At 71.9% G+C, this 20,714-nt stretch carries 15 protein-coding genes and 2 pseudogenes; 7 read left to right on the top strand and 10 right to left on the bottom strand.

Going from position 1 to position 20,714, the window contains the following annotated elements; translation table 11 throughout:
- Window positions 1-57 precede the first annotated feature (57 nt).
- The 3 genes from EDD92_RS05155 to EDD92_RS05145 form a co-directional block, all read right to left on the bottom strand.
- Window positions 58-2,991, bottom strand: a complete 2,934-nt coding sequence (locus EDD92_RS05155; RefSeq protein WP_260326325.1) for a LuxR family transcriptional regulator — start codon at window positions 2,989-2,991, stop codon at window positions 58-60.
- A gap of 64 nt (window positions 2,992-3,055) precedes the next feature.
- Entirely contained in the window at window positions 3,056-4,498 is a 1,443-nt protein-coding gene (locus tag EDD92_RS05150; RefSeq protein WP_123963202.1) for a DUF2079 domain-containing protein, read from the bottom strand.
- 165 nt (window positions 4,499-4,663) lie between these two features.
- Window positions 4,664-5,731 (bottom strand): glycerophosphodiester phosphodiesterase family protein, encoded by a 1,068-nt coding sequence (locus EDD92_RS05145; RefSeq protein WP_123963201.1) that lies wholly within the window; start codon window positions 5,729-5,731, stop codon window positions 4,664-4,666.
- A 415-nt stretch (window positions 5,732-6,146) separates the two neighbouring features.
- Here EDD92_RS05145 and EDD92_RS05140 point away from each other — a divergent pair, with 415 nt between their 5' ends.
- The 3 genes and pseudogenes from EDD92_RS05140 (at window position 6,147) to EDD92_RS05130 (ending at window position 10,278) form a co-directional block, all read left to right on the top strand.
- On the top strand, window positions 6,147-7,262 hold the full coding sequence (locus EDD92_RS05140) for a GNAT family N-acetyltransferase (RefSeq protein ID WP_123963200.1): 1,116 nt from the start codon (window positions 6,147-6,149) through the stop codon (window positions 7,260-7,262).
- A 99-nt stretch (window positions 7,263-7,361) separates the two neighbouring features.
- Window positions 7,362-8,345, top strand: coding sequence for a S1C family serine protease (locus EDD92_RS05135; RefSeq protein WP_221268090.1), 984 nt, complete (start codon window positions 7,362-7,364; stop codon window positions 8,343-8,345).
- Between the two features lie 936 nt (window positions 8,346-9,281).
- Window positions 9,282-10,278: pseudogene (locus EDD92_RS05130) on the top strand (alpha/beta fold hydrolase).
- A 6-nt stretch (window positions 10,279-10,284) separates the two neighbouring features.
- On the opposite strand, the gene EDD92_RS05125 reads toward EDD92_RS05130, so the two are convergent.
- From EDD92_RS05125 to EDD92_RS05100, 6 genes and pseudogenes are all read right to left on the bottom strand, one after another.
- Window positions 10,285-10,833, bottom strand: coding sequence for a hypothetical protein (locus EDD92_RS05125; RefSeq protein ID WP_123963198.1), 549 nt, complete (start codon window positions 10,831-10,833; stop codon window positions 10,285-10,287).
- Window positions 10,834-11,339: 506 nt separating this feature from the next.
- A pseudogene (locus EDD92_RS50890) lies at window positions 11,340-11,510 on the bottom strand (3-oxoacyl-ACP reductase); the annotation flags it as partial.
- 162 nt (window positions 11,511-11,672) lie between these two features.
- Window positions 11,673-13,187, bottom strand: coding sequence for an amidohydrolase (locus tag EDD92_RS05115; protein WP_123963197.1), 1,515 nt, complete (start codon window positions 13,185-13,187; stop codon window positions 11,673-11,675).
- Between the two features lie 41 nt (window positions 13,188-13,228).
- Window positions 13,229-13,882 (bottom strand): hypothetical protein, encoded by a 654-nt coding sequence (locus EDD92_RS05110; RefSeq protein ID WP_123963196.1) that lies wholly within the window; start codon window positions 13,880-13,882, stop codon window positions 13,229-13,231.
- A gap of 128 nt (window positions 13,883-14,010) precedes the next feature.
- Window positions 14,011-15,852, bottom strand: coding sequence for a glycoside hydrolase family 15 protein (locus EDD92_RS05105; protein ID WP_123963195.1), 1,842 nt, complete (start codon window positions 15,850-15,852; stop codon window positions 14,011-14,013).
- A gap of 98 nt (window positions 15,853-15,950) precedes the next feature.
- Window positions 15,951-16,730: a DeoR/GlpR family DNA-binding transcription regulator gene (locus EDD92_RS05100; protein ID WP_123963194.1), complete on the bottom strand. Its 780-nt coding sequence runs from the start codon at window positions 16,728-16,730 to the stop codon at window positions 15,951-15,953.
- 146 nt (window positions 16,731-16,876) lie between these two features.
- On the opposite strand from EDD92_RS05100, the gene EDD92_RS05095 reads away from it, so the two are divergent.
- From EDD92_RS05095 to EDD92_RS05090, 3 genes are read left to right on the top strand one after another with little or no spacing between them, the layout of a single operon-like run.
- Complete coding sequence (locus EDD92_RS05095) at window positions 16,877-17,758, top strand: SIS domain-containing protein (RefSeq protein ID WP_123963193.1); 882 nt, start codon at window positions 16,877-16,879, stop codon at window positions 17,756-17,758.
- A gap of 30 nt (window positions 17,759-17,788) precedes the next feature.
- Window positions 17,789-17,917 carry a hypothetical protein gene (locus tag EDD92_RS50885; RefSeq protein WP_260326324.1) on the top strand — a complete coding sequence of 43 codons (129 nt, stop codon included), beginning with the start codon at window positions 17,789-17,791 and terminating at the stop codon, window positions 17,915-17,917.
- A gap of 30 nt (window positions 17,918-17,947) precedes the next feature.
- Window positions 17,948-18,808, top strand: coding sequence for a class II fructose-bisphosphate aldolase (locus EDD92_RS05090; RefSeq protein ID WP_123963192.1), 861 nt, complete (start codon window positions 17,948-17,950; stop codon window positions 18,806-18,808).
- Here the strand turns inward: EDD92_RS05090 and EDD92_RS05085 are convergent, their stop codons facing one another.
- The gene (locus tag EDD92_RS05085; protein ID WP_123970275.1) at window positions 18,809-19,942 is read right to left on the bottom strand and encodes a methyltransferase; all 1,134 of its coding nucleotides are present in this window, start codon (window positions 19,940-19,942) and stop codon (window positions 18,809-18,811) included.
- 68 nt (window positions 19,943-20,010) lie between these two features.
- Here EDD92_RS05085 and EDD92_RS05080 point away from each other — a divergent pair, with 68 nt between their 5' ends.
- On the top strand, window positions 20,011-20,700 hold the full coding sequence (locus EDD92_RS05080) for an alpha-ketoglutarate-dependent dioxygenase AlkB (protein WP_123963191.1): 690 nt from the start codon (window positions 20,011-20,013) through the stop codon (window positions 20,698-20,700).
- The last annotated feature ends 14 nt before the right edge of the window (window positions 20,701-20,714 follow it).

The raw sequence follows: 20,714 nt of genomic DNA, 5'->3' as shown, positions 1-20,714 counted from the left end.
GGGGAACCCTTGCTTCACGTGTTAACAACTGATGTCACGTGAACGCCGGATGTCACGTCAGCGGCGGCGGTCGAGCGCCCGGGCCGTCCGGACCCGAACGGACTGGCTCGCCGTCACCGCCTGTGTACCGACCCTGACTTGGTCGTCGTCGCCGGAGTTCACGGCCGCCGTACCGGACGCGATGACGGCGACGGCCATCGCATGGGCGAGCGCGGTGCGCGAGCGGACACCGACCTTGCGGTAGACCCGCGACAGGGCGCCTTCCACCGTCTTGACGCTGATGAACAGCTCCGCGGCGACTTCGCGGTTGGTGGCTCCGCCGCGGACCAGTTCGGCGATCCTGGCTTCCGTGGGGGTGAGTTCGGGGCCGCCCGTGCCCGCCTCGCCGCTGCGGTCCCCGGCATCCAGCCGCGCCAGCTCGTCCCCGGCCCGGGCCGCCAGCGGTGCGGCGCCGATCAGTGTCGCGGTCTCCAGTGCCTCGCCGAGGGCCGCCCGTGCCGCGGTCCTGCGGCGGGCGCGGCGCTCGACCGCGCCGAGCGCGATCAGGGTGCGCACCAGCTCCACGGGCAGCGGGAGTTGACGCAGGCGGTCCACCGCGGCACGCAGCCGTACCGCCCCCTCCTTCGCGCGGCCGAGCCCCGCCTCCCGCAGCCCCTCCGCCCGTTCCAGAGCCGCCAGTACGCTGCCGGGCGTATCGCCGGACACCCGTGTGCGGGCCTCACGGAGCACAGCCCCGGCGGTGTCCGTCTCGCCCAGGATCACCAGAGCCTCGGCCAGGTCGCCGTACCAGTGCAGCAACGGCGGATCGGCGGCGCCCATCGCCTCGCCCAGTTCTCTGACGCGGTGCAGCGACTCGGCCGCGGCCGCCGCGCCCCGCGGGTCGCCGGTGAGCAGCTCGGCCTGTCCGAGCACCGCCAGTGCGCGCAGCAGGAACAGCCGGTCGCCGTCCGCCTCCGAGGCCCTGACCGCCTGCTCGGCCAGTCGCCGGGCCTCGTCGGCGGTGCCGCCCGCGGTCGCCGCGAGCGCCGCCGCATACAGCGCGGGAGCCGCCTGGACGCCCGTCTCGGCCAGGGCGCGCGAGCAGCGGGCGGCGGTGCGCAGTGCCTCCCGGCAGTGCCCGGCGCGCACCTGGATACGGGTCAGCGCCACCAAGGTCGCCATGACCTCCTCGACCCCGGCGAACTCGCCGATGTCCGCGTGGAGTTCGGCGACCTGCTGCCCGGCCTCGGTGACCTGGTCGGAGTCCAGGGCGAGAATCGCCCGCATCCGGATCAGTCCCCAGCTCTCCGGGCCGGCGTCGGCGCCCCCGACCAGGCTGAGGGCCTCCTCGAGTGCGGCGCCGGCGGCGGCCGGCTCCCCGGCCAGGGACTGCACTCGCGCGAGGGTGGCGAGGGCGCCGATCCGGGTGTCGGTGTCGCCTGCCCAACCCGCCTGCCGGGCAGCGCGCAGGGCATGCCGGGCCGCCTCCGCCAACTCCCCGCACAGCAGACCGCGTACGGCCGCCCAGTGGTGCAGCCAGCCCTCGGCCTCCGGGTCGCCGGCGGCGTCCCGCAGGCCTTCCTCGATCAGGTCACGGGCACCGCCGAGCGCCTGCCCGGCGTTGCGCAGCAGGATCAGCCGGGCCCGCACCCGCTGCCGTGCGGATCCCGACCCGGCGAGCACGGTCTCGGCCGCCTGTCCCGCCTCCTCCGACTGCCCGGCGTCACATGCGTAGTCGGCCGCGGCCAGCAGCCGGTCGGCACGGTCCGCGGGGCGGTCGCCGGGAGTGCGCAGGGCGGCGAGCCCGGCCAGTTCGAAGGCGGCATCGGGTGCGCCGTCGCGCCGCGCCAGCTCGGCCGCGGACATCAGCATGCGCGCGGTGGCCTCGTCCTCGTACGGGTGCGCGAGGGCGAGGTGGCGGGCCTGCTCCACGGGCTCGGTGACCGCGCGGGCCAGCAGGGCGTGCGCCTGCCGGTGGCTGTACTCCGGGGCGTCGGCACAGACGGCGGCCCGGAGCAGTGGATGGCTGAAACGTACGGTTCCGTCGGCGTCGACCGCCGCGACACCGAGCCGTTCGGCCTCCGCGAGGTCCGCGGCGGGGTCGGGAAGCCCGGCGGCACGCAGCACGGTGAGGCTGGGGCGGGCCGCGGCGCACGCGACGAGGAGAGTGTGCCGCACGGTCTCCGGCAGCGTACGCACCTGGTGCAGCAGCAGGGCGCGCAGCCTTGGGGGCACGGGCAGCGGCCGCCCGAAGCCGACGGACGCCGCATCGCGCGGGGCCGCCCGCCCCAACTCCAGTGCGTACGACGGGTTTCCGGCAGCCGTGTCCTGGACCGCGCGCAGCACCGCCGGCGGCAGATCGGCACCGATCGCCGTGCGCACGAGATGGGCCACCTCGCCGTCCGCCATGGGCGGCACCGGCAGCTCGACGGTGCCCGGCGGGCAGCAGCGCAGCCGTTCGGGCTGATCGCCGTCGGGCACCCGCTCGGCGGCCACCACCCGGACGGCGAGACCTTCGAGACGGCGTACGGCGAAGGCGAGCACCTCGGCGCTCGGCGCGTCGAGCCAGTGGAGGTCGTCGACGACCAGCAGCACGGGACCGGTGGCGGCAAGGGCGCGCAGTACGTCGACCACGGCGACGCGCACCGCGAGACGGCCCTGGTCGTCGGCCGGCTCCGGACCGCGCAGCAGAACCGCCCGCAGGGCCGCCCGGGGCTGGGGTGCCAGGGCCTCCAGGCAGCTCTCCGGCACCCGCGTGAACAGGTCGATCAGGCCGACGTACGGAAGCCGGGCGTCCTCCTGGGCGGGCGAGCAGTGCAACACCGTGCATGACGCGTCCTGCGCGGCCAGTGACGCCGAGAGGGCAGTCAGGAGCGTGGACCTGCCGATGCCCGCGGGACCGTGGAGGAGCACTCCGGGACGGGCCGTCAATTCGGCCAGGGCGGCGTCGAGCAGCGCGCGGCGCCCGCTCAATGACGGTACCCGCGGTGAGTGCAGCAGGTCCCAGGGCATCGCAGCATGTGCACATGACAACCTTGGCGGATCCGGCTTGTCAATGACGTCCGGCGCCTGCCGATCACGAGCTGCGTTTGAGGACGAAGTAACCGTAGGCGGCGTCGTCGATCACGTAACGGGCATCGGGGTGCAGCTGACGGGCGTAGGCCCGGACGTCGCCGACCCACTTGCTGGTGTTGTTGAAGGCGATGTAGTCGGGAGCGATGCCCCGCGTGTCGCCGATCCAGAAGACACGGCAGCGGGAGGTGAGACGGCTGCTCGGGCCGATGTCGGCCTCGACCGTCGCGCCGTTTGGGATGCGGGCCAGGGCGCGTTCGATGCGGGGGACGCCTTCGGGGGTGTCGTAGGTGGCGGAGTCCGTGAGCGTGGACAGCGGGAGGGTGGTCGTGAGGGCCAGTGCGGCTCCGGCGACCGCCGCGGGCGCGTGCTGGGCGTACGAACGCAGCCAGGGCCGGGAGCTCATACGCGCCCGGGCGAGCGCGTCGACGAGGGCCAGCGCGACGACCGGCATCAGGACCGCGCTGTAGTGCCAGTCGGTGCCCCAGTAGTGGTCGTCGGCGGAGTAGAAGCGCCAGCCCAGGGTGGGCAGGGCCACGGCGAACAGGGGTGAGCGCAGGGCGAGCAGACCGCTGGTGGGGATCAACAGCCAGGCCAGGGTGCGGAGTTTGGTGCCTGTGCCGTCGAAGAGGGTGAAGCCGCTGTCGACCTTGGTCCAGTAGCCGTAGCCGCCGGTGGTGTTGAAGGAGGGGATGACGACGGTGAGGGTGACGAGGGTGGCGGCGATGGCCAGGACCGCCACCGCGAGGGCGTACACGAGCGGGCGCGGAGAGCGGCGGCAGCGCAGGGCGACGACCAGAGCGATCGCCGCCACTGTCAGGCCCAGGTCCTCCTTGACCAGCACCAGCGGCAGCGCCCACCACAGCGCGGGCCGCCACCTGCGGGCCAGCAGCGCCTCCAGGCTGAAGGCGATCAGTGGTACGGCGAAGCAGATCTCGTGGAAGTCGAAGTCGACGGCCCGCTGCAGACCCCAGGACAGGCCGTACGCGATGCCGAGGGCGAGCCCGCGCGGCCGCCCCAGCAGCCCGGCTGCCGCACGGGTCACCGGCACGGCCGACAGCGCGAAGAGGGCGGCCTGGGCGACCAGCAGTGTGACAGGGGAGGGGAAGAGCCGGTGGACGGGGGCGAGCAGAGCGAGCACCGGGCTGAAGTGATCGCCCAGGATGTTGAACCCGGGCCCCTTCAGATCGACGACCGGCGCCTGCAGATGGGCGTACGCGCGGACCGCCTGCTCGAAGATGCCGAGGTCCCAGGACCGGGTCGCCAGATGCTCGTACCGGATGACGGACAAGGCCGCATACGCGGCGAACAGGGCGGTCGCCAGGAGGTGGGGATCACGGCGGCCGGGCGGACGGGGGCGCCGGTCACGCGGGGGAGGCGCGACCGGCGCCGGTATGGAAGGGTCGGGGAGGAGCGAAGTGGGGGTGTCCTGCTGCGTGTTGGGCACGGTGGGGGGCGTCCTTATGCGCCGGCACGGATCATCCGCCTCGGGCACTCGATGACTACGTCATCTGCTGTGACCGCGTTTGCCGCCCGCCGGTTCACCCGCTGAGACGTAGATCACTTGCATCGCTGGGCCGATGAAGCGGGGAGCGCCGGCGCTGTGCCTGCGTCAACGGGGCTCGTACGGCTTGGGCAGGCGCATGCCCCGGTCGGCCATGATCTGTCGTACGTGGTTGGGGTAGTTGGTGATGATGCCGTCGACGCCCATGTCCATCAGCGCTTCCACGGTGGCCGGATCGTCGCAGGTCCACGGGATGACCTTCAGGCCCCGTGCGTGGGCCTCCTCGACCATGGTCCGGTCGGAGTAGAAGCGGAAGTCCGGGTCGCCGACCTTGCCGTTCTGCGGGAAGCCGTAGTTCGGGGAGAGGGCTTTGACGCCGGGGACGGTGGCGGCCGCCTTCACGAAGTCGCCGCCGTAGTCGTCGGCGTCGATCCCGCCGAGCCACGGGGAGGCGCCGGGCTGTCCGACCTGGAGGAAGTCGTAGTTCGTGAGCGCGACGAGGGGCCACTTCGGCGCCAGTTCGTGCATCGCCTTCAGCGCGCCCCAGTCGAAGGACTCGATGGTGACCTGGCGCTCGATGCCGGAGCGGTGGATCTCCTCGTAGACCCGGCGCGCGAACAGCGCGCGCGGCGCGGTCTGTTCGGGGGCGCCCGCCTCGACCTTGGTCTCGATGTTCAGCTTGAGCTGCTTGGCGTGATAGCTCCTGACCAGGTTCAGGACGTCCTTCAGCTCGACCATCCGGAACCCCTTGACCACCTCCTGCTCGGGGAAACCGGGCAGCTGCTGGTAACCGCAGTCCATGGTCTTGATCTGGGCCAGCGTGAGGTCCTTGACGTACTTCCCGACGTACGGATACATCGGGTCGCCCGGTGTGACGGGCGCGGTGTCACGGCACTTCTGGGCGCTGATCTGCCGGTCGTGGTTGACGACGACCTTCTCGTCCTTGGTGATCTGGGTGTCCAGTTCCAGGGTGGACACGCCGAGGCGCATCGCCTTGCCGAATCCCTCCAGGGACTCCTCCGTCGTCATGCCGATGCCGCCGCGGTGGGCCTGCAGGTCGAAGTGCGTCTTGCGGGGCGGCACGAGGGAACCGTCGTACGTCGTCGCCTGAGCCGCCGCCGGGAAGGCGAGCACCGGAGCCAGCGCCAGGGCGGCGAGGGTGTGTCTTGCGGACATCGAAACCTCACTCGGGTCGGTTCGGGCCACTGCACGACGCTAGTTGGACCCCGGCCCGGCGAAACGGCCCGCACATGAGGACGGCGTGAAATGTACGTGCGGCGGCAAGGACCACTTCTTCTGCTGCCGTTTTGTAGCGGCAGGCACTCTTGACAACATGCGTACTGTTTCGCGACGTTTGATCCTCGGCGGACAGTTCGGAACCTGAGGATCAACCGCGGAACGACCGTGTACACGGCCGGGAACCGGCTGATACTCAAAGAACGTGGTAGGACGCGGACAGCGCGCCGCGGGGGGACGTCACGGGGGGAGCGGTCGCGGATGCGATCAATGAACAGGGGTCCACACGCTCTACCGGCCTGCGCTGCGGCCGGGTCGTCCCTCGCGGAGCCTGTGGAAGGGCGGATGATCTGACGTGGACGTCACGATCCACAGAGTCGACGAACTGAGCACCTCGCTGCGTACGGCGTGGCATGCGGCGATGGACGAATCCCCCGAGTACGCCAATCCTTTCCTGGCTCCGGAGTTCGCGCTCGGGATCGGCAGGTACCGCGCCGGCACACGGATCGCCGTCCTGCGTGAGGCCGGGGCGCCGGTCGGCTTCCTCCCGTACGAGCGCAACGCCTTCGGCGTCGGCCGGGCCATCGGGCTCGGCCTGTCCGACTGCCAGGCGCTGGTGCACCGCCCCGGAGTCACCTGGGACGCCCAGGACCTGCTGAAGGCCTGCGGGCTGTCCATCTTCGAGTTCGACCATCTCGTCGAGGAACAGAAGCCGTTCGGCCGGCATGTCACGGGGATGTTCGCTTCCCCGGTCGTCGATCTGAAGCCCGACGAGAGCGGCTATGCGACGTGGCTGCGCGGTGCGTACCCGGGGCTGGCCAAGACGACGCTGAAGAAGGAACGCCGGCTCGGGCGCGACGTCGGTGAGGTGCGGTTCGAGTTCGACGAGCGCGATCCGCGGATGCTGCGCCGGCTCATGCAGTGGAAGTCCGCCCAGTACCGCAGGACGGGCCGGATGGACCGCTTCTCGCGGCCGTGGATCGTCGACCTGGTGGACCATCTCTTCCAGGTCCGCGAGGAGCACTTCACCGGTGTGCTGTCGGTGCTGTACGCGGGCGACCGGCCGGTGGCGGCACATTTCGGGCCCAGGTCGCGCACCGTGCTGGCCGCCTGGTTCACCGCGTACGACCCCGACCTGCACTACTACTCGCCCGGGCTGATGATGCACCTGCGCACCGCCGAGGCGGCGGCCCGGCACGGGGTGACGCTGATGGACCTGGGGCGCGGCGACAAGGAGTACAAGGACTGGCTCAAGACCCGCGAGCTGCGCGTGGCGGAAGGGTTCGCCGGCCGCCCCCACCCGGTCGCCGCGGCCCACCGGCTGTGGCGCAGACCCGTGCGCGGCCTGCGGAACACGGTCAATGCCCACCCCGAGCTGCGCGCACCCGCCGACCGGCTGCTGAGGACGGTCGGCACCCTGCGCACATCGAGTCGGACGAACTCCGGCACCGCGGGGCCCCGCACACGCTGAACAGACCCTGGCGTCAGCTCGCAGCGAAGTCCGGTCCGTCTGTCCGAGCGAGGGTGTAAGCATGTAATGCAAGCCTTGGGCCAGCGGAAAGGCCGACTCGTGGCCGAGACACTTTCCGAGCCCGACCGCTCCCGTCAGGAGCAGGCCGCGCTCGACTCCTACTCGCAGATCGTCGCTTCCGTCGCCGCCGAACTCACGCCGAAGGTGGCGGCTCTGAACGTCGCGCACCGCCGATCCAGAGGCCGATTCGTCATGGGGACCGGCTCCGCCGTGGTCTTCACCGACGACGGCTTCCTGCTCACCAACGCCCATGTCGTCGGGCACTCCGACGCCGGTACGGCGTCCTTCGCGGACGGCACGACCACCCCTTTCCACGTCATCGGCGCCGACCCGCTCTCCGACCTCGCGGTCGTCCGTGCCGACGGGCCGACCCCGCCCCCGGCCCGGCTCGGCGAGGCCGATGCACTACGGGTGGGACAGCTGGTCGTGGCGGTCGGCAACCCCCTCGGGCTGACCGGCAGCGTCACCGCCGGTGTGGTCAGCGCGCTGGGCCGGTCGCTGCCGGCGAGCGCGGGCCGGGCCACCCGCGTCATCGACGACGTCGTCCAGACCGACGCCACCCTCCACCCCGGCAGCTCCGGCGGGGCACTCGCCACGGCGGACGGCAGCGTCGTCGGCATCAACACCGCCATCGCCGACGTCGGCCTGGGCCTTGCCATCCCCGTGAACGGCACCAGCCGCCAGATCATCACGACCCTGCTCTCCGACGGCAGAGTCCGCCGCGCCTATCTCGGCCTCGCCGGTACCCCCGCGCCGCTGCCGCCACTGCTGCGGGCACGCACGGGCCGCCCCACGGGCCTGCGGATCGTCGAGGTCGTGCCCGCGTCCCCCGCCGCCCGGGCCGGGCTGCGGGACGGCGACCTGCTGATCACCGCCCACGGCGAACCGGTGACCAGCGCACAGGCCCTGCAGCGTCTGATGCTCGAGGACGCCATAGGACGCCCTCTCGCCCTCACCGCACTACGCGGCGACGCCCTCGTGGACGTGATCGCCACACCGGTGGAACTGCTCGCGGACGACTGAGCGGCCGAGAATCCCGGCGGGCCGCGGTGCACGGGCCTGCCGACGGATGCCCGCCCTCTCCACGCGCCTCGCGACCGACGTCCGCGCTGGTACGGGGGCTTGCGGCCCGGCGCCTGGTTCTGCGGCCCGGTATGGCATCCGCCGTTGGGGCCCGCGCTTCTCGCGGCTACGGCCGGCGCCCGGGCTTGCGGCCTGGCGAGGCGTTCGCTGCTGGCACGGCGTGGCGCGCGGGTTTGCGGCCTGGCGCCTGGGTTTGCGGCCTGGCGCAGGCATGCGGTGTCTGGCGCCTGGGCTGGTCGATGGGCAGGGGGCTTGTGCGCCTGGGCTTGCGATGTGGGGAGGCGTTCGCTGCGAGGCACGGCGTGGCGCCTGGGGTTGCGGCCTGGCGCAGGTATGCGGTGTTCGGCGCCTGCGCTGATTGACGGGCATGGGGGCTTGTGCGGCCGGGCGTGCGGTGCGGGGGAGGCGTCCGTTGGCTGGCACTGGCCCGCTGGTGGGTGCGTGGGTTTGCGGTCTGGCGCAGGCATGCGGTGTCTGGCGCCTGGGCTGGTCGATGGGCAGGGGGCTTGTGCGCCTGGGCTTGCGGCCTGGCGCAGGCGTCCGCCGTCCAGCGCCTGTGCTCGTCGTGGCATGGGCGTTTGCGGCCCGGCGCCCGGATGCAGGGCCCGTCAAGGTGCCTGTCGCCCGGCAATGGGCTCTGCCCGCCCGGCATGAGTCCGCCTCCCGGTACCGGCCAGGCGACCGGTGCACACGGGCTTGCGGCCCGAGGACGGGGCCTGCTGGCCGGCGCTCGCGCTCGCTGCGCAGAACTTGGCTTGCAGCCCGGCGCACGCCTTTCTCGCTTTGCCGAAACAGCAACAAACATCGACCGCATCGCCGCGCACCCGGCATGATCGTCGCCCGTGCCTTCGGTCACGCTCGCCTCGGGAGGGACCCATGCCGCAGACCCCCGCCGCCGACCGCCTGCACCACCGCCTTGTGCCCTCACCCGCCGGCCGTACCCACCTGGTGGAGCAGGGCAGCGGGCCCCTGGTGCTGCTCGTGCACGGCTTTCCGGAGTTCTGGTACTTCGTGGCGGCACCAGCTGCCGGCCCTGGCCGCCGCCGGCCACCGTGCCGTGGCCCTCGACGTCCGCGGCTACGGACGCTCCTCCAAACCCGGGGACGTGGCCGCGTACCGCATGCTCGACCTGGTCGCGGACAACGTCGCCGTGGTCGACGCCCTCGGCGAGCAGTCCGCGGTGATCGTCGGGCACGACTGGGGCGCCACCATTGCCGCCACCTCGGCTCTGCTGCGGCCCGACGTGTTCCGCGCGGTCGGGCTGCTGAGCGTGCCCTACACCCCGCCCGGCGGCCCCAGGCCCAGCGAGGCCTTCGCTGGGATGGGCGGCGAGGAGGAGTTCTACGTCTCCTACTTCCAGAGCCCCGGCAGGGCCGAGGCCGAGATCGAACCCGACGTGCGGGGCTGGCTGGCCGGCTTCTACGCGGCCCTGTCCGCCGACACCATGCCCGCGCCCGGCGCGCCCGACCCGCACTTCGTCGGCCGCGGCGGCACGCTGCGCGACAGGTTTCCGGCAGGCCGCCTGCCGCACTGGCTCGGCGAGGCCGAACTCGACGTCTTTGCCGGGGAGTTCGAGCGGACCGGCCTGACCGGCGCCCTGAACCGCTACCGGAACATGGACCGCGACTGGGAGGACCTGGCCGCCCACCACGGCGCCCCCGTCGCGCAGCCCTCGTTGTTCGTGGGCGGATCCCTCGACGCGTCCACCACCTGGCTGGCGGACGCGATCAAGGCGTACCCCACCACTCTTCCCGGTCTGACCTCCTCCCACGTCCTCGACGGCTGCGGCCACTGGATCCAGCAGGAACGCCCCGAGGAGGTCAGCCGGCTACTGATCGACTGGCTCGGCTCTCTCGATTCTCTTGGCGGATGATGCGCTTCAGGGCTTGCCGGTCCAGCTGTGGGCCACGTCCACGATCACGTGGCCGTCCAGCCGCAGCACGCGGAACGGCAGCCGGGCCCGGACGCCGAGTCCGAGCTGGGTGTCGCCCTCGAAGCTGCCGCCGAACCGGGTGTCCCTGAAGGCGCGGTACCCGGTGAGGTCGACGCCCGGCAGCGGACGGCCCGCCCGGGCGGGATAGGTGGGTGCCCCGGTGTCGGGGTCGTAGCTGGGTGCGTGCACCCGCACCTCGAGGACGGCGCCGCCGCCGACGGGTATCAGGCGCCCGGATCCGTCCTGGTAGAGGTGGCTGACGTACCTGACGGAGTAGCCGAGGCTGCTCCGGCCCGCGCCGGGGATGTCGATGACCATCCGGTCGTAGCAGGTGTGGCGGCCGGTCCTGACGTTCCTGACCGGCGTCGTCGTGGATGCTGCGCGTGTCTTGGCGAGGCTGCCCCAGCCGGTGGGGCAGATCACGGTCTGGGTGGTGGCGGCCGGTGCGGCGTCGGCCGGAACCGCGGTCGCTCCCATCGCGGTGCCCAGGAGCATGAGCGCTGCCCATGCGGTTCTGCTGTGTGTTGCTCTGCTTCGTCTCATCACGTCCCCCGAAGCATGGTTCGTATGGATATTTGATGAGACATACAGGGTGGCTGAAAGGTTGCGGTTTCTGGCCGGTTATCTGCAGTATCCGCTCACGCCGCATCCGTCGGCTACCACGTCGGCACGAATCCGCCGTCGACCCGCAGGTCGGCACCCACCGTGTTCGCGGCCGGGCACCGGCGAGGAACAGGACGGCGTCCGCGACCTCGGCGGGCTGCGGGAACCGGCCGGTGACCATCGCGTTCGCGGCGCCTGCCGCCACCGTCGACGGTTCGGCGCCGGGCGCCCGGCTCACCGTGGCCGCCACGCCGTCGTCGGCCGGCCACAGGTCGGTGGCGACCGAGCCGTGACTGACCGTGTTGATGCGGATCCCGCGGGCGCTCACCCACCGTCGGCAGGCCCTTGGAGATGGCAAGGAGCGCCGCCTTGGCCGCGCTGTGGTCGAGCACCGTGGGATCGGGCAGCCCGGCGTTCACCGAGGCGATGTTCACGGTGCTGCCGCGGCAGCCCTGCGCGAGCATGACGGGAAGCGCGGCGCGGGTCGTCCGGATCGCCGCCGGCAGGTCGAGGGTGAGCGAGGCCGGCCAGTCCTCGTCGGTGATGCTCAGAAACCCTCCGGGCGGCACGGGGGCGGCACCGACGTTGTCGGATGACTGAGCCAGTTGCCGAGCCTGCTGATGTCCTGGTCGTCGCCCAGGCCGGGGGACCACGAATGCAACAGGGCGGTCAGAGACACCCGCCCTGCGCTCGCGGCAAGGACACCGGCGAGCGCGGACCGGGCGTACCCGTCAGTGCGGCCCGTGCGTCCACCGCCCGGCCAGCATGGTGGCGTGCACCGGCATCTCCCGCAGCGTGCGTGCGTCCGCCTCCGACGGGTCCACGTCCACGACCACCAGGTCGGCCGCGTCGCCGACCCGGAGCTCTGAGCGTCCCTGTGCCGACGCGGCGAGGGCCGCCGCCACCGGGATCCGCTGCTCCGGATGCCAGGCGGGCCGCTCGTCGTCCGTCCGGTGCACGGCCGCCGCGATGCCCAGCCACGGGTCGAGCGGTGAGACGGGAGCGTCGGAGCCGAACTCCAGCCGGGCACCGGACGCCAGCAGGTCACCGTAGGCGAAGGCGCGCCCGGTGCGCCCGGCCCAGTGGCGGTCCGCCACAGCGCGGTCGTCGGCGGCATGCGCGGGCTGCACCCCGGCGGTGACGCCCAGTTCCGCGAACCGCGCCACATCGGCGGCCGACAGCAGCTGGGCGTGCTCGATGCGACCCCGGCAGCCGACGTCCGCGAACGCGTCGAGCGCGAGGGTGTTGGCCCGGTCGCCGATCGCGTGCACGGCCGGCTCGATGCCATGGGCGGCGGCACGCCGCATCAGACGGACCAGCTCGTCGTACGAGGTCTCCTGGACGCCGTATGCCTCCTTCGTGCCCTCCAGCCCCGGGTAGGGGTCGCAGCACAGCGCCGTCCGCGTGTTGAGGGAGCCGTCCGTGAACAGCTTGAGCGGGCCGACTCGGACCAGGCCTCCGGTGCCGGGCAGTACGTCACCCGTCCTCAACCCGCCCTCGACGGCCGAGTCCAGGTGCCGGGGATAGACGGCGGCCTGCACCCGCACAGCGAGCGCCGAACCCGCTGCCCGTCGACTCCAGTCGGCGAGGTTGTCGGAGAAGTGGAAGTCGATGATGCCCGTCACGCCCCGGCCGGCCGCATCCCGGCAGGCCTGCGCCACCCACTCGTCGAGGACCTCGTCGGGCACCTCGGGCAGCGCCTGCAGGGCCTCGAAGCACTCGTGCTCGCGCAGCAGTCCCGTCGCATGGTCGCCGCGGCCGACCAGCGCCAGGCACGCCGAGTTCAGCCAGACGGCATGCAGATCGGCGCTGATCAGCGCGACCGGCCGATCCGGGCACGCGGAGTCGAGCAACGCTTTGTGGGGCACGTCCGGCCACAGGCCGTCCCGGAAGCCCTGCCCCATGAGCAACTCGTCGGCGGGCAGACCGACGACGTGCAGTCGTACGGTTTCAGCGACCGCCCGCGCGGACTCCAGCCCGGCGAGATCGACCCGATGACGGTTGCCGGCCCACTGCGCCGCGTGCACATGGGCGTCCCACAGGCCCGGCAGTACGGTCCGCCCGTCCATGTCGAGCACCAGGCCGCCGAGCTCCCTGTCCACCTCGACGGCGACGACCCGGCCGTCCGCGATGCGCACACTGCCCAGCGGCCCACCGGCGCCCAACCGCACTCGGGAGAGCGTCAGCGCGGGCGGCGTCTCGAGTTCGTCCGCAGCGGGGCCGGGTATGCCGTCGAGGCTCGTCATCAAGGCTCCAGTGGTGAGGTCCCGGTGATCGGCTTCTGAGGCTACGCGGCGACGAAGCACTGTAGGCGCGTGGAGCTCCGGTAGGTGGAGATGCCCACGGCCAGCAGCCAGTAGCTGAGGATCGCTCCCATCAGAGCGGTCGTGCCCCAGCCGTTCGCCGCGTAGAAGTGCGCGGGTGTGTTGCCGAAGAACAGGGACGGTACGAAGGCCAGGTTGATCGCGGCGAGGACGTAGGCCGAGCGGCCGATCCAGCGGGGCAGCACGCCGGTGCGCGCGACGATGTAGCCGACCGCCGTCAGGAAGAGGCCCAGCATCAGCCGGGAGATCGACCCGTAGAGGATGTACGTGCCGCTGACCGTGATGGTCGGATCGATCGGGTGGTCGGTGGCGATGACCGCGCCGGCCTCCAGTCCCATGGAGACCAGGGTGATCGTCGCGTAGACCAGCCCCGTGGCGGAGGCGATCGAGCCGGCCCACTCGTGGGCGGGATGCGTGCGCTTGATCAGTTCACGGAAGGCCGTCACGAACACGACCAGGCAGGCGAGGGCGACGATTCCGAGCAGCAGCCGGGTGAGTACGTTCGCGTCCGGCGGCGGGCCCGAGTAGACGAAGTACAGGGGTACTTCGACGATGAGTGCGGCCGCGGCGGCGATGCCGGCGGCGCCGGTCAGGCGCCTGGCGAAGGTTTCGGTCATGGGTGTTCCCCCGAGTCCGTGAGGTGGATTCCGCGTCGGTCCGGTTGCCGACGTGATGAATCCTTCCGGCCGCGGGGCCCGCCGTCCCTGGGGTTGGGGACCGGATTCACGGTGTCCTCAGCAACACCTCAGCCCAGGGCCTTGTCCAGGTTGAAGGCGGCGCTGATGAGGGCGAGATGGGTGAATGCCTGGGGGAAGTTGCCCTGTTGCTCGCCGGTGTGGCTGATCTCCTCGGCGTACAGGCCCAGATGGTTGGCGTAGGTGAGCATCTTCTCGAAGGCGAGGCGTGCCTCGTCGATGCGGCCGGCGTGGACCATGGCCTCGACGTACCAGAACGAGCAGATGGAGAACGTGCCTTCGTCGCCGCGCAGCCCGTCGGGGCTGGCCATGGGGTCGTAGCGGTAGACGAGGGAGTCGGACACCAGGTCGTGGGTGAGCGCGTCGAGGGTGGACAGCCACTTGGGGTCGGTGGGGGCGATGAACTTCGTCAGCGGCATCATCAGGACGGCCGCGTCGAGTACGTCGTCGCCGTCCTCGTGCTGGACGAACGCCTGCCGGGTCTCGGACCAGCCGCGCTTCATGATCCGCCGGTAGATCGTGTCGCGGGACTCGCGCCAGCGGAGGAGGTCGGCGGGCAGGCCGCGGCGGTTGGCCATGCGGATGGCCCGTTCGATGGCCACCCAGCACATCAGGCGGGAGTACAGGAAGTTCTTGCGGCCGCCGCGGGTCTCCCAGATGCCCTCGTCGGGCTGGTCCCAGTGCTGGCACACCCATTCCACCAGCGTGCACACGTCGTCCCACTGGGCGCTGGAGATGGGCTTGGCCCATTTGTCGTAGAGGTAGATCGAGTCGATCAGGGCGCCGTAGATGTCGAGCTGGAGCTGGTCGGCGGCCGCGTTGCCGATCCGTACCGGCGCGGAGCCCTGATGCCCCTCCAGGTGGCCGAGTTCGAGTTCGGTGAGGTCGGTGCGGCCGTCGATGCCGTACATGATCTGCAGGGGTGCGGAGGTGCCGTCGGCGCTCGGACTGACGTGCCGGGTCAGGAACTTCATGAACGCCTCGGCCTCTTCGGTGAAGCCGAGCCGAAGCAGCGCGTACACGGCGAAGGCGGCGTCGCGCACCCATACGTACCGGTAGTCCCAGTTGCGTTCGCCGCCCAGCTGCTCGGGCAGGCTCGTGGTCGGCGCGGCCACGATCGCGCCGGTGGGCGCGTAGGTGAGCAGCTTCAGGGTGAGGGCGGAGCGGTGCACCATCTCCCGCCAGCGGCCACGGTACTTGGAGGCCGAGAGCCAGCGCCGCCAGTACGCCACCGTGGTGCCGAACTGCTCCTCCGCCTCCAGCTTCGCGCATCGGCGCGGCTCCACGTCGCCGCCGACCTGGTCCAGCGCGAACACCGCGGTCTCGCCCTCGGAGAGCTTGAAGTCGGCGTGCGCGTCCGGCCCGTCGGCCTCCAGGGGCACCGTCGCCGTCAGTGCGAGCGACAGTCCCTCGGATGCGAACACCGCGACCTCGCCGACCAGGCGCAGGGTGTGCGGGCGGGTGCCGTAGTCGAAGCGCGGGGCGACCCGCGTACGGAACGGGATGGAGCCGCGCACGCACACCACCCGCCGGATCAGCCGGTGGCGCTCGGTCTCGGCGTTTCCGCCGTTGAGCGGCATGAAGTCCTGCACCTCGCCGACGCCGTCCTCGGTGAAGAACCGGGTGATCAGGACGTTGGTGTCGGGGAAGTAGAACTGCTTCGTCTTCGCCGGTACGGACGCCGCGAGCTCGAAGGAGCCGCCGCGCTCCGCGTCCAGGATCGCCGCGAAGACGCTCGGTGCGTCGAAGGCCGGGCAGCAGTACCAGTCGATGGTGCCGTCGGTGCCCACGAGGGCCACGCTGCGCAGATCGCCGATCAGTCCGTGCTCGGCGATCGGCAGATACCGGGGAGAGGCCCCCGGGACGCCCTGGTCGATCGCTTCTGAGCCCATCGCAGCCTCCCTGCCCCGACACGCATCCCGCTCCCCAGCCTAGGCGGAATCAGCCGGCCGGGGTGAGGATCGCGTCGGCCGGGGCGCACTGTCGGGAGTCAGACCGTGACGACCGCGATCCCGGCCTCCTCGAAGCGGCGGATCGCGTCCGCGCTCGCCGCGGTGTCCGTGACCAGGGTGTCGACCGACTCGGCGGCGCAGATCCGGGCGAACGCCCGCCGGCCCAGCTTGCTGGAGTCGGCGGCGACGACCACCCGCTCGGCGCGCTCGCACAGCAGCCGGTTGATCGCGGCCTCCGCCTCGTCGTGCGCGGCGGCGCCGTGCGTGACGTCGAAGGCGACGACACCGAGCACGGCCACATCGAGGGTGATCTGGCCGAGCACGCCGTCCGCGAGCGGCCCGATGAGCTCGTACGACTGCGGGCGCGCCACCCCGCCGGTCACCACGATCTTGAACTGGGGGCGCACCGCAAGCTCGTTGGCGATGTTGAGCGCGTTCGTGACGACGGTGAGGGCCGGGGAACCGGAGGCGAGATCGCTGCGCACGGCCAGGGCACGCGCCACTTCGGTGGTGGTCGTGCCGCCGGTCAGCCCCACCGCCTCGCCCGGCTCGACGAGGCCGGCCACCGCCTTGGCGATCCGCTGCTTCTCGGAGGCGTGCCGGGCCGTCTTGTAGCGCAGCGGCAGCTCGTACGACACCCCGTGCACGACCGCGCCGCCCCGCGTGCGGACGAGCATCTGCTGCTCGGCGAGCTGGTCGAAGTCGCGCCGGATCGTCGCGGCCGAGACCTCCAGCTCGGCGGCCGCCTCCTCGACGTCCAGCCGGCCGCGCTCGACGAGCAGTTCCAGCAGCGCCTTCCAGCGGGCGTCCCGGGACATGCCCACCCTCCGTTCCTCGATCTTCCGGCGACCCTAGCGCACCCCGCATGCGATCGAATGCTTGATTCTGCTCGAAAGCTGGCTATATCTTGCAAGAACAATCACGCACCATCAGGTCAGGAATCGGAACAGGGGAGGGCCCGGCAATGACCCATGTCGAGGGCGAGCTGACCAGCCAGCCCGAGTGCTGGATACGCGCCGCTGCGGAAGCGGACAGGCACCGCGCGGCGCTCCCGGCGCCCGGGGAGCGGATCGCGATCGTCGGGTGCGGCACCTCGTACTTCATGGCGCAGGCGGCCGCCGCACTGCGCGAGGGTGCCGGACAGGGGGAGACGGACGCCTTCGCCGCCTCCGAGTTCCCCTACGGCCGCTCGTACGACCGTGTCGTGGCCCTCACCCGCTCCGGCACCACCACCGAAGTCCTCGACCTGATCGGCCGGTTGGGGGAGGGCACGCGAACCACGGCGATCACCGCCGACCCGCACACGCCGGTCATGGCGGCCGCCGACGACCTCGTCGTGCTCGACTACGCGGACGAACGGTCCGTCGTGCAGACACGGTTCGCGACGACCGCGCTGACCCTGCTCCGCGCCCATCTGGGCCTGCACACCGACGCCGCCGTCGCCGACGCCCGCACCGCCCTCGCGACCCCGCTGCCCGAAGGGCTCGTCGCCTGCACCCAGTTCACCTTCCTGGGCCGGGGCTGGACGGTGGGGCTGGCCAACGAGGCCGGGCTGAAGATGCGCGAGGCCTCACTCGCCTGGACCGAGGCCTACCCGGCGATGGAGTACCGGCACGGCCCCATCAGCATCACCACCCACGGCACGGCGACCTGGATGCTCGGGGAAGCCCCGGAGGGCCTGGCCGAGCAGGTGCGCGCCACCGGCGGACTGTGGATCGCGGGCACGCTCGACCCGCTCGCCGAACTGGTCCGCGCCCAGCGCCTCGCGGTCGCCGTCGCCGCGGCCCGCGGCCTCGACCCGGACCAGCCGCGCCACCTCACCCGCTCGGTGATCCTCGCGCCTTGACGCACCCCGAAAAGCCCGAAGGGAGAGGCTGTGCCTCTCGTCACGACCGGCGCGCTCGTCATGCGGGCCGTCGCCGAGCGCTCCGCCGTCGCGGCGGCGTGCGGTCTCGTCCTGGACCAGCGGCGCCGTCCGGCCCGCTCGGTGATCCTCGCGCCCTGACGCACCCCGAAAAGCCCGAAGGGAGAAGCCGTGCCCCTCGTCACCACCGGCGAACTCGTCACCCGGGCCGCCGCCGGCCACTCCGCCGTCGCCGCCTTCAACATCATCACCCTGGAACACGTCGAGGCCGTCATCGCCGGCGCCGAGGCCGCCGAGGCCCCCGTCGTCCTCCAGGTCAGCGAGAACGCCGTCAAGTTCCGCTACGGCCGACTGCTCCCGCTCGCCCGCGCGGCCGCCGTCGCCGCAGAGCGCGCCTCAGTGCCCGTCGCGCTGCACCTCGACCACGTCCAGAGCGACGACCTGCTGCGCCAGGCGGCGGACGCCGGATTCAGCTCCGTCATGTACGACGCGGCCCGCCTGCCCTACGAGCAGAACCTCGCCGCGACCAGAGCCGCTGTCGACTGGGCACACGCCCATGGACTGTGGATCGAGGCCGAGTTGGGGCAGGTCGGCGGCAAGACGGGCGAGCCCCCGCTGGACGCCCACGCGCCCGGCGCCCGCACCGACCCGGCCGAGGCACGCGCCTTCGTCGCCGACTCCGGCGTGAACGCCCTCGCCGTCGCCGTCGGCAGCACCCACGCCATGACCACCCGCACCGCCACCCTTGACCACGACCTGCTCAAACGCCTGTCGGCAGCCCTGGACGTGCCACTCGTCCTGCACGGCTCCTCGGGCGTGCCGGACCACGAACTCGCCGCCGCGGTCGCGGCCGGCATCGCCAAGGTGAACGTCGGCACCGCCCTCAACATCGCCATGACGGGCGCGATCCGCGACTTCCTCGCCGCCCATCCCGAGGCGGTCGACTCACGCAAGTACCTGAGCGTGGGGAGGGAGGCGATGGTGCGGGCGGTGACCGGCATCATCCGGACCGTCGGCCGGTTTGCCGCCTGATCACTTCCTGACGGCCTTCAGCACCACGAACTTCGGGTCGCTGGCGACCAGTTGACTGTTGCCGAACACCTGGCGCAACTTCACGTGGTACCCCAGGTGCCGGTTGCCGACCACCCACATCTCGCCGCCCGGACGCAGCACGCGCCGCGCCCCGGTGAACATCCGCCACGCCGTCTTGTCGGTCGTCGCCTGGTGCGAGTGGAACGGCGGATTGCTGAGCACGAGGTCGACACTCCCGTCCGGCACCCCCGTCAGCCCGTCCCCGACCCGGAACTCCGCGTGCCCGGGCACCCCGTTCGCCTTGTACGTCGCCTCCGCCGAGGCCACCGCCTGGAACGACTCGTCCACGAACAGCACCTCGGCCGAGGGATCGGCCAACGCCACCGCCGTACCGACCACGCCGTTGCCGCAGCCCAGGTCCACCACCCGCCGTCCGCCGGCCGCGGCGGGCAGGTGCTGCAGGAAGAAGCGGGTGCCGATGTCGAGGCGGTCGGCGCAGAACACACCCGCGTGGTTGACCACGGTGCGCCCCGAGACCGGGCCGATGCCGTCGGGCAGTGCATAGCTGAACGGCCACGGGTTCGCGGGCCGCTCCGGCGCGGCATCGGGCGTGCAGAAGACCAGCCGGGCCTTCCGCTCGGCCAGCGAGGTGCGGGTCGGCCCCAGGATCCGCTCGAACAGCTGCAGCGTCGAGGTGTGGATCTCCTTCACCATCCCGGTGCCGACGACGACCGTCCCCTCGTGCACCGCGGGCGCCAGCCGCAGCAACTGGTCCTCCAGCAGCGCGAGACTCTTGGGGACCCTCACCAGGAGGACGTCGATACGGTCGGGCGGCGGATCCTGGGTGGTCAGCAGTCGTACGGCACCGGCCTCGACGCCGGCCCGGGCCAGGTTCGCGCGGGTCGCCTCCTGCGCCAGGAACGAGTCGGTGATCTGCACGGGCCGGTGCGCCGCGAGCGCGGTGACAAGGGCGCCCCAGCGGTCGCCGAGGACCACGACCGTGCCGGACAGCGGAACCTTCTCGGCCGCCAGGTGCCTGAGCAGGTACTCGTCGGAGGCGTCCCAGGCACGCAGCCTCTCGCGCGGGTCCTCGGGGAAACGGGCCAGCGCGAGCTCGCCCCACGGCGTCGTCATACGGTCGTTCATCGTGCGTCAAGGCTAGCCGAGCCCCAGCTCACGGCCGGTGGGGGAGGATGGGCGACATGGATGCCGAGCTGTTCCCACGGGGGCGGACGGAAGTTGCGCCCGGCGCGGTGCATGTGCCCGGCTGGCTGGCCGCGGATGCCCAGCGCGAGCTGCTGGACGCCTGTCGCGAGTGGGCGCGCCCACCGGCCGGCCTGCGCACGGTGCGCACGCCCGGCGGCGGCACGATGACCGCCCGGCAGGTCTGCCTGGGCCGGCACTGGTACCCGTACGGCTATGCCCGCACGGTGGTCGACGGTGACGGTGCTCCGGTGAAGCCGTTTCCGGGGTGGCTCGGCGAACTGGGCCGTCGGGGGGTCGCCGATGCACTGAGCACGGTGGCGGCAGAGGCGGCAGAGGCGGCAGTTGCATGTGACATTGCACAGGCGGCAGTGTCATATGACATAGCACTGATCAATTTCTACGACGGCAACGCCCGCATGGGCATGCACCGCGACAGCGACGAGAACTCGGACGCGCCCGTGGTGTCCCTCAGCCTCGGCGACACCTGCCTCTTCCGTTTCGGCAACACCGAGACCCGCACCAAGCCCTACGCGGACGTAGAGCTGCGCAGCGGCGATCTGTTCGTGTTCGGCGGACCGTCCCGGCTCGCCTACCACGGGGTGCCGCGGGTGTACGCGGGCACCGCGCCCCCGGAGTTGGGGCTGACGGGACGGCTGAACATCACGCTTCGGGTCAGCGGCCTGTAGCCCGGCGTAACTGC

Origin of the sequence: Streptomyces sp. TLI_185, from assembly GCF_003814765.1 — a bacterium.
In the GTDB taxonomy this organism is placed as follows: Bacteria; Actinomycetota; Actinomycetes; order Streptomycetales; family Streptomycetaceae; genus Streptomyces.
Note: the sequence above shows the minus strand (reverse complement) of the source record. Positions and strands in the feature narration are given on the sequence as shown.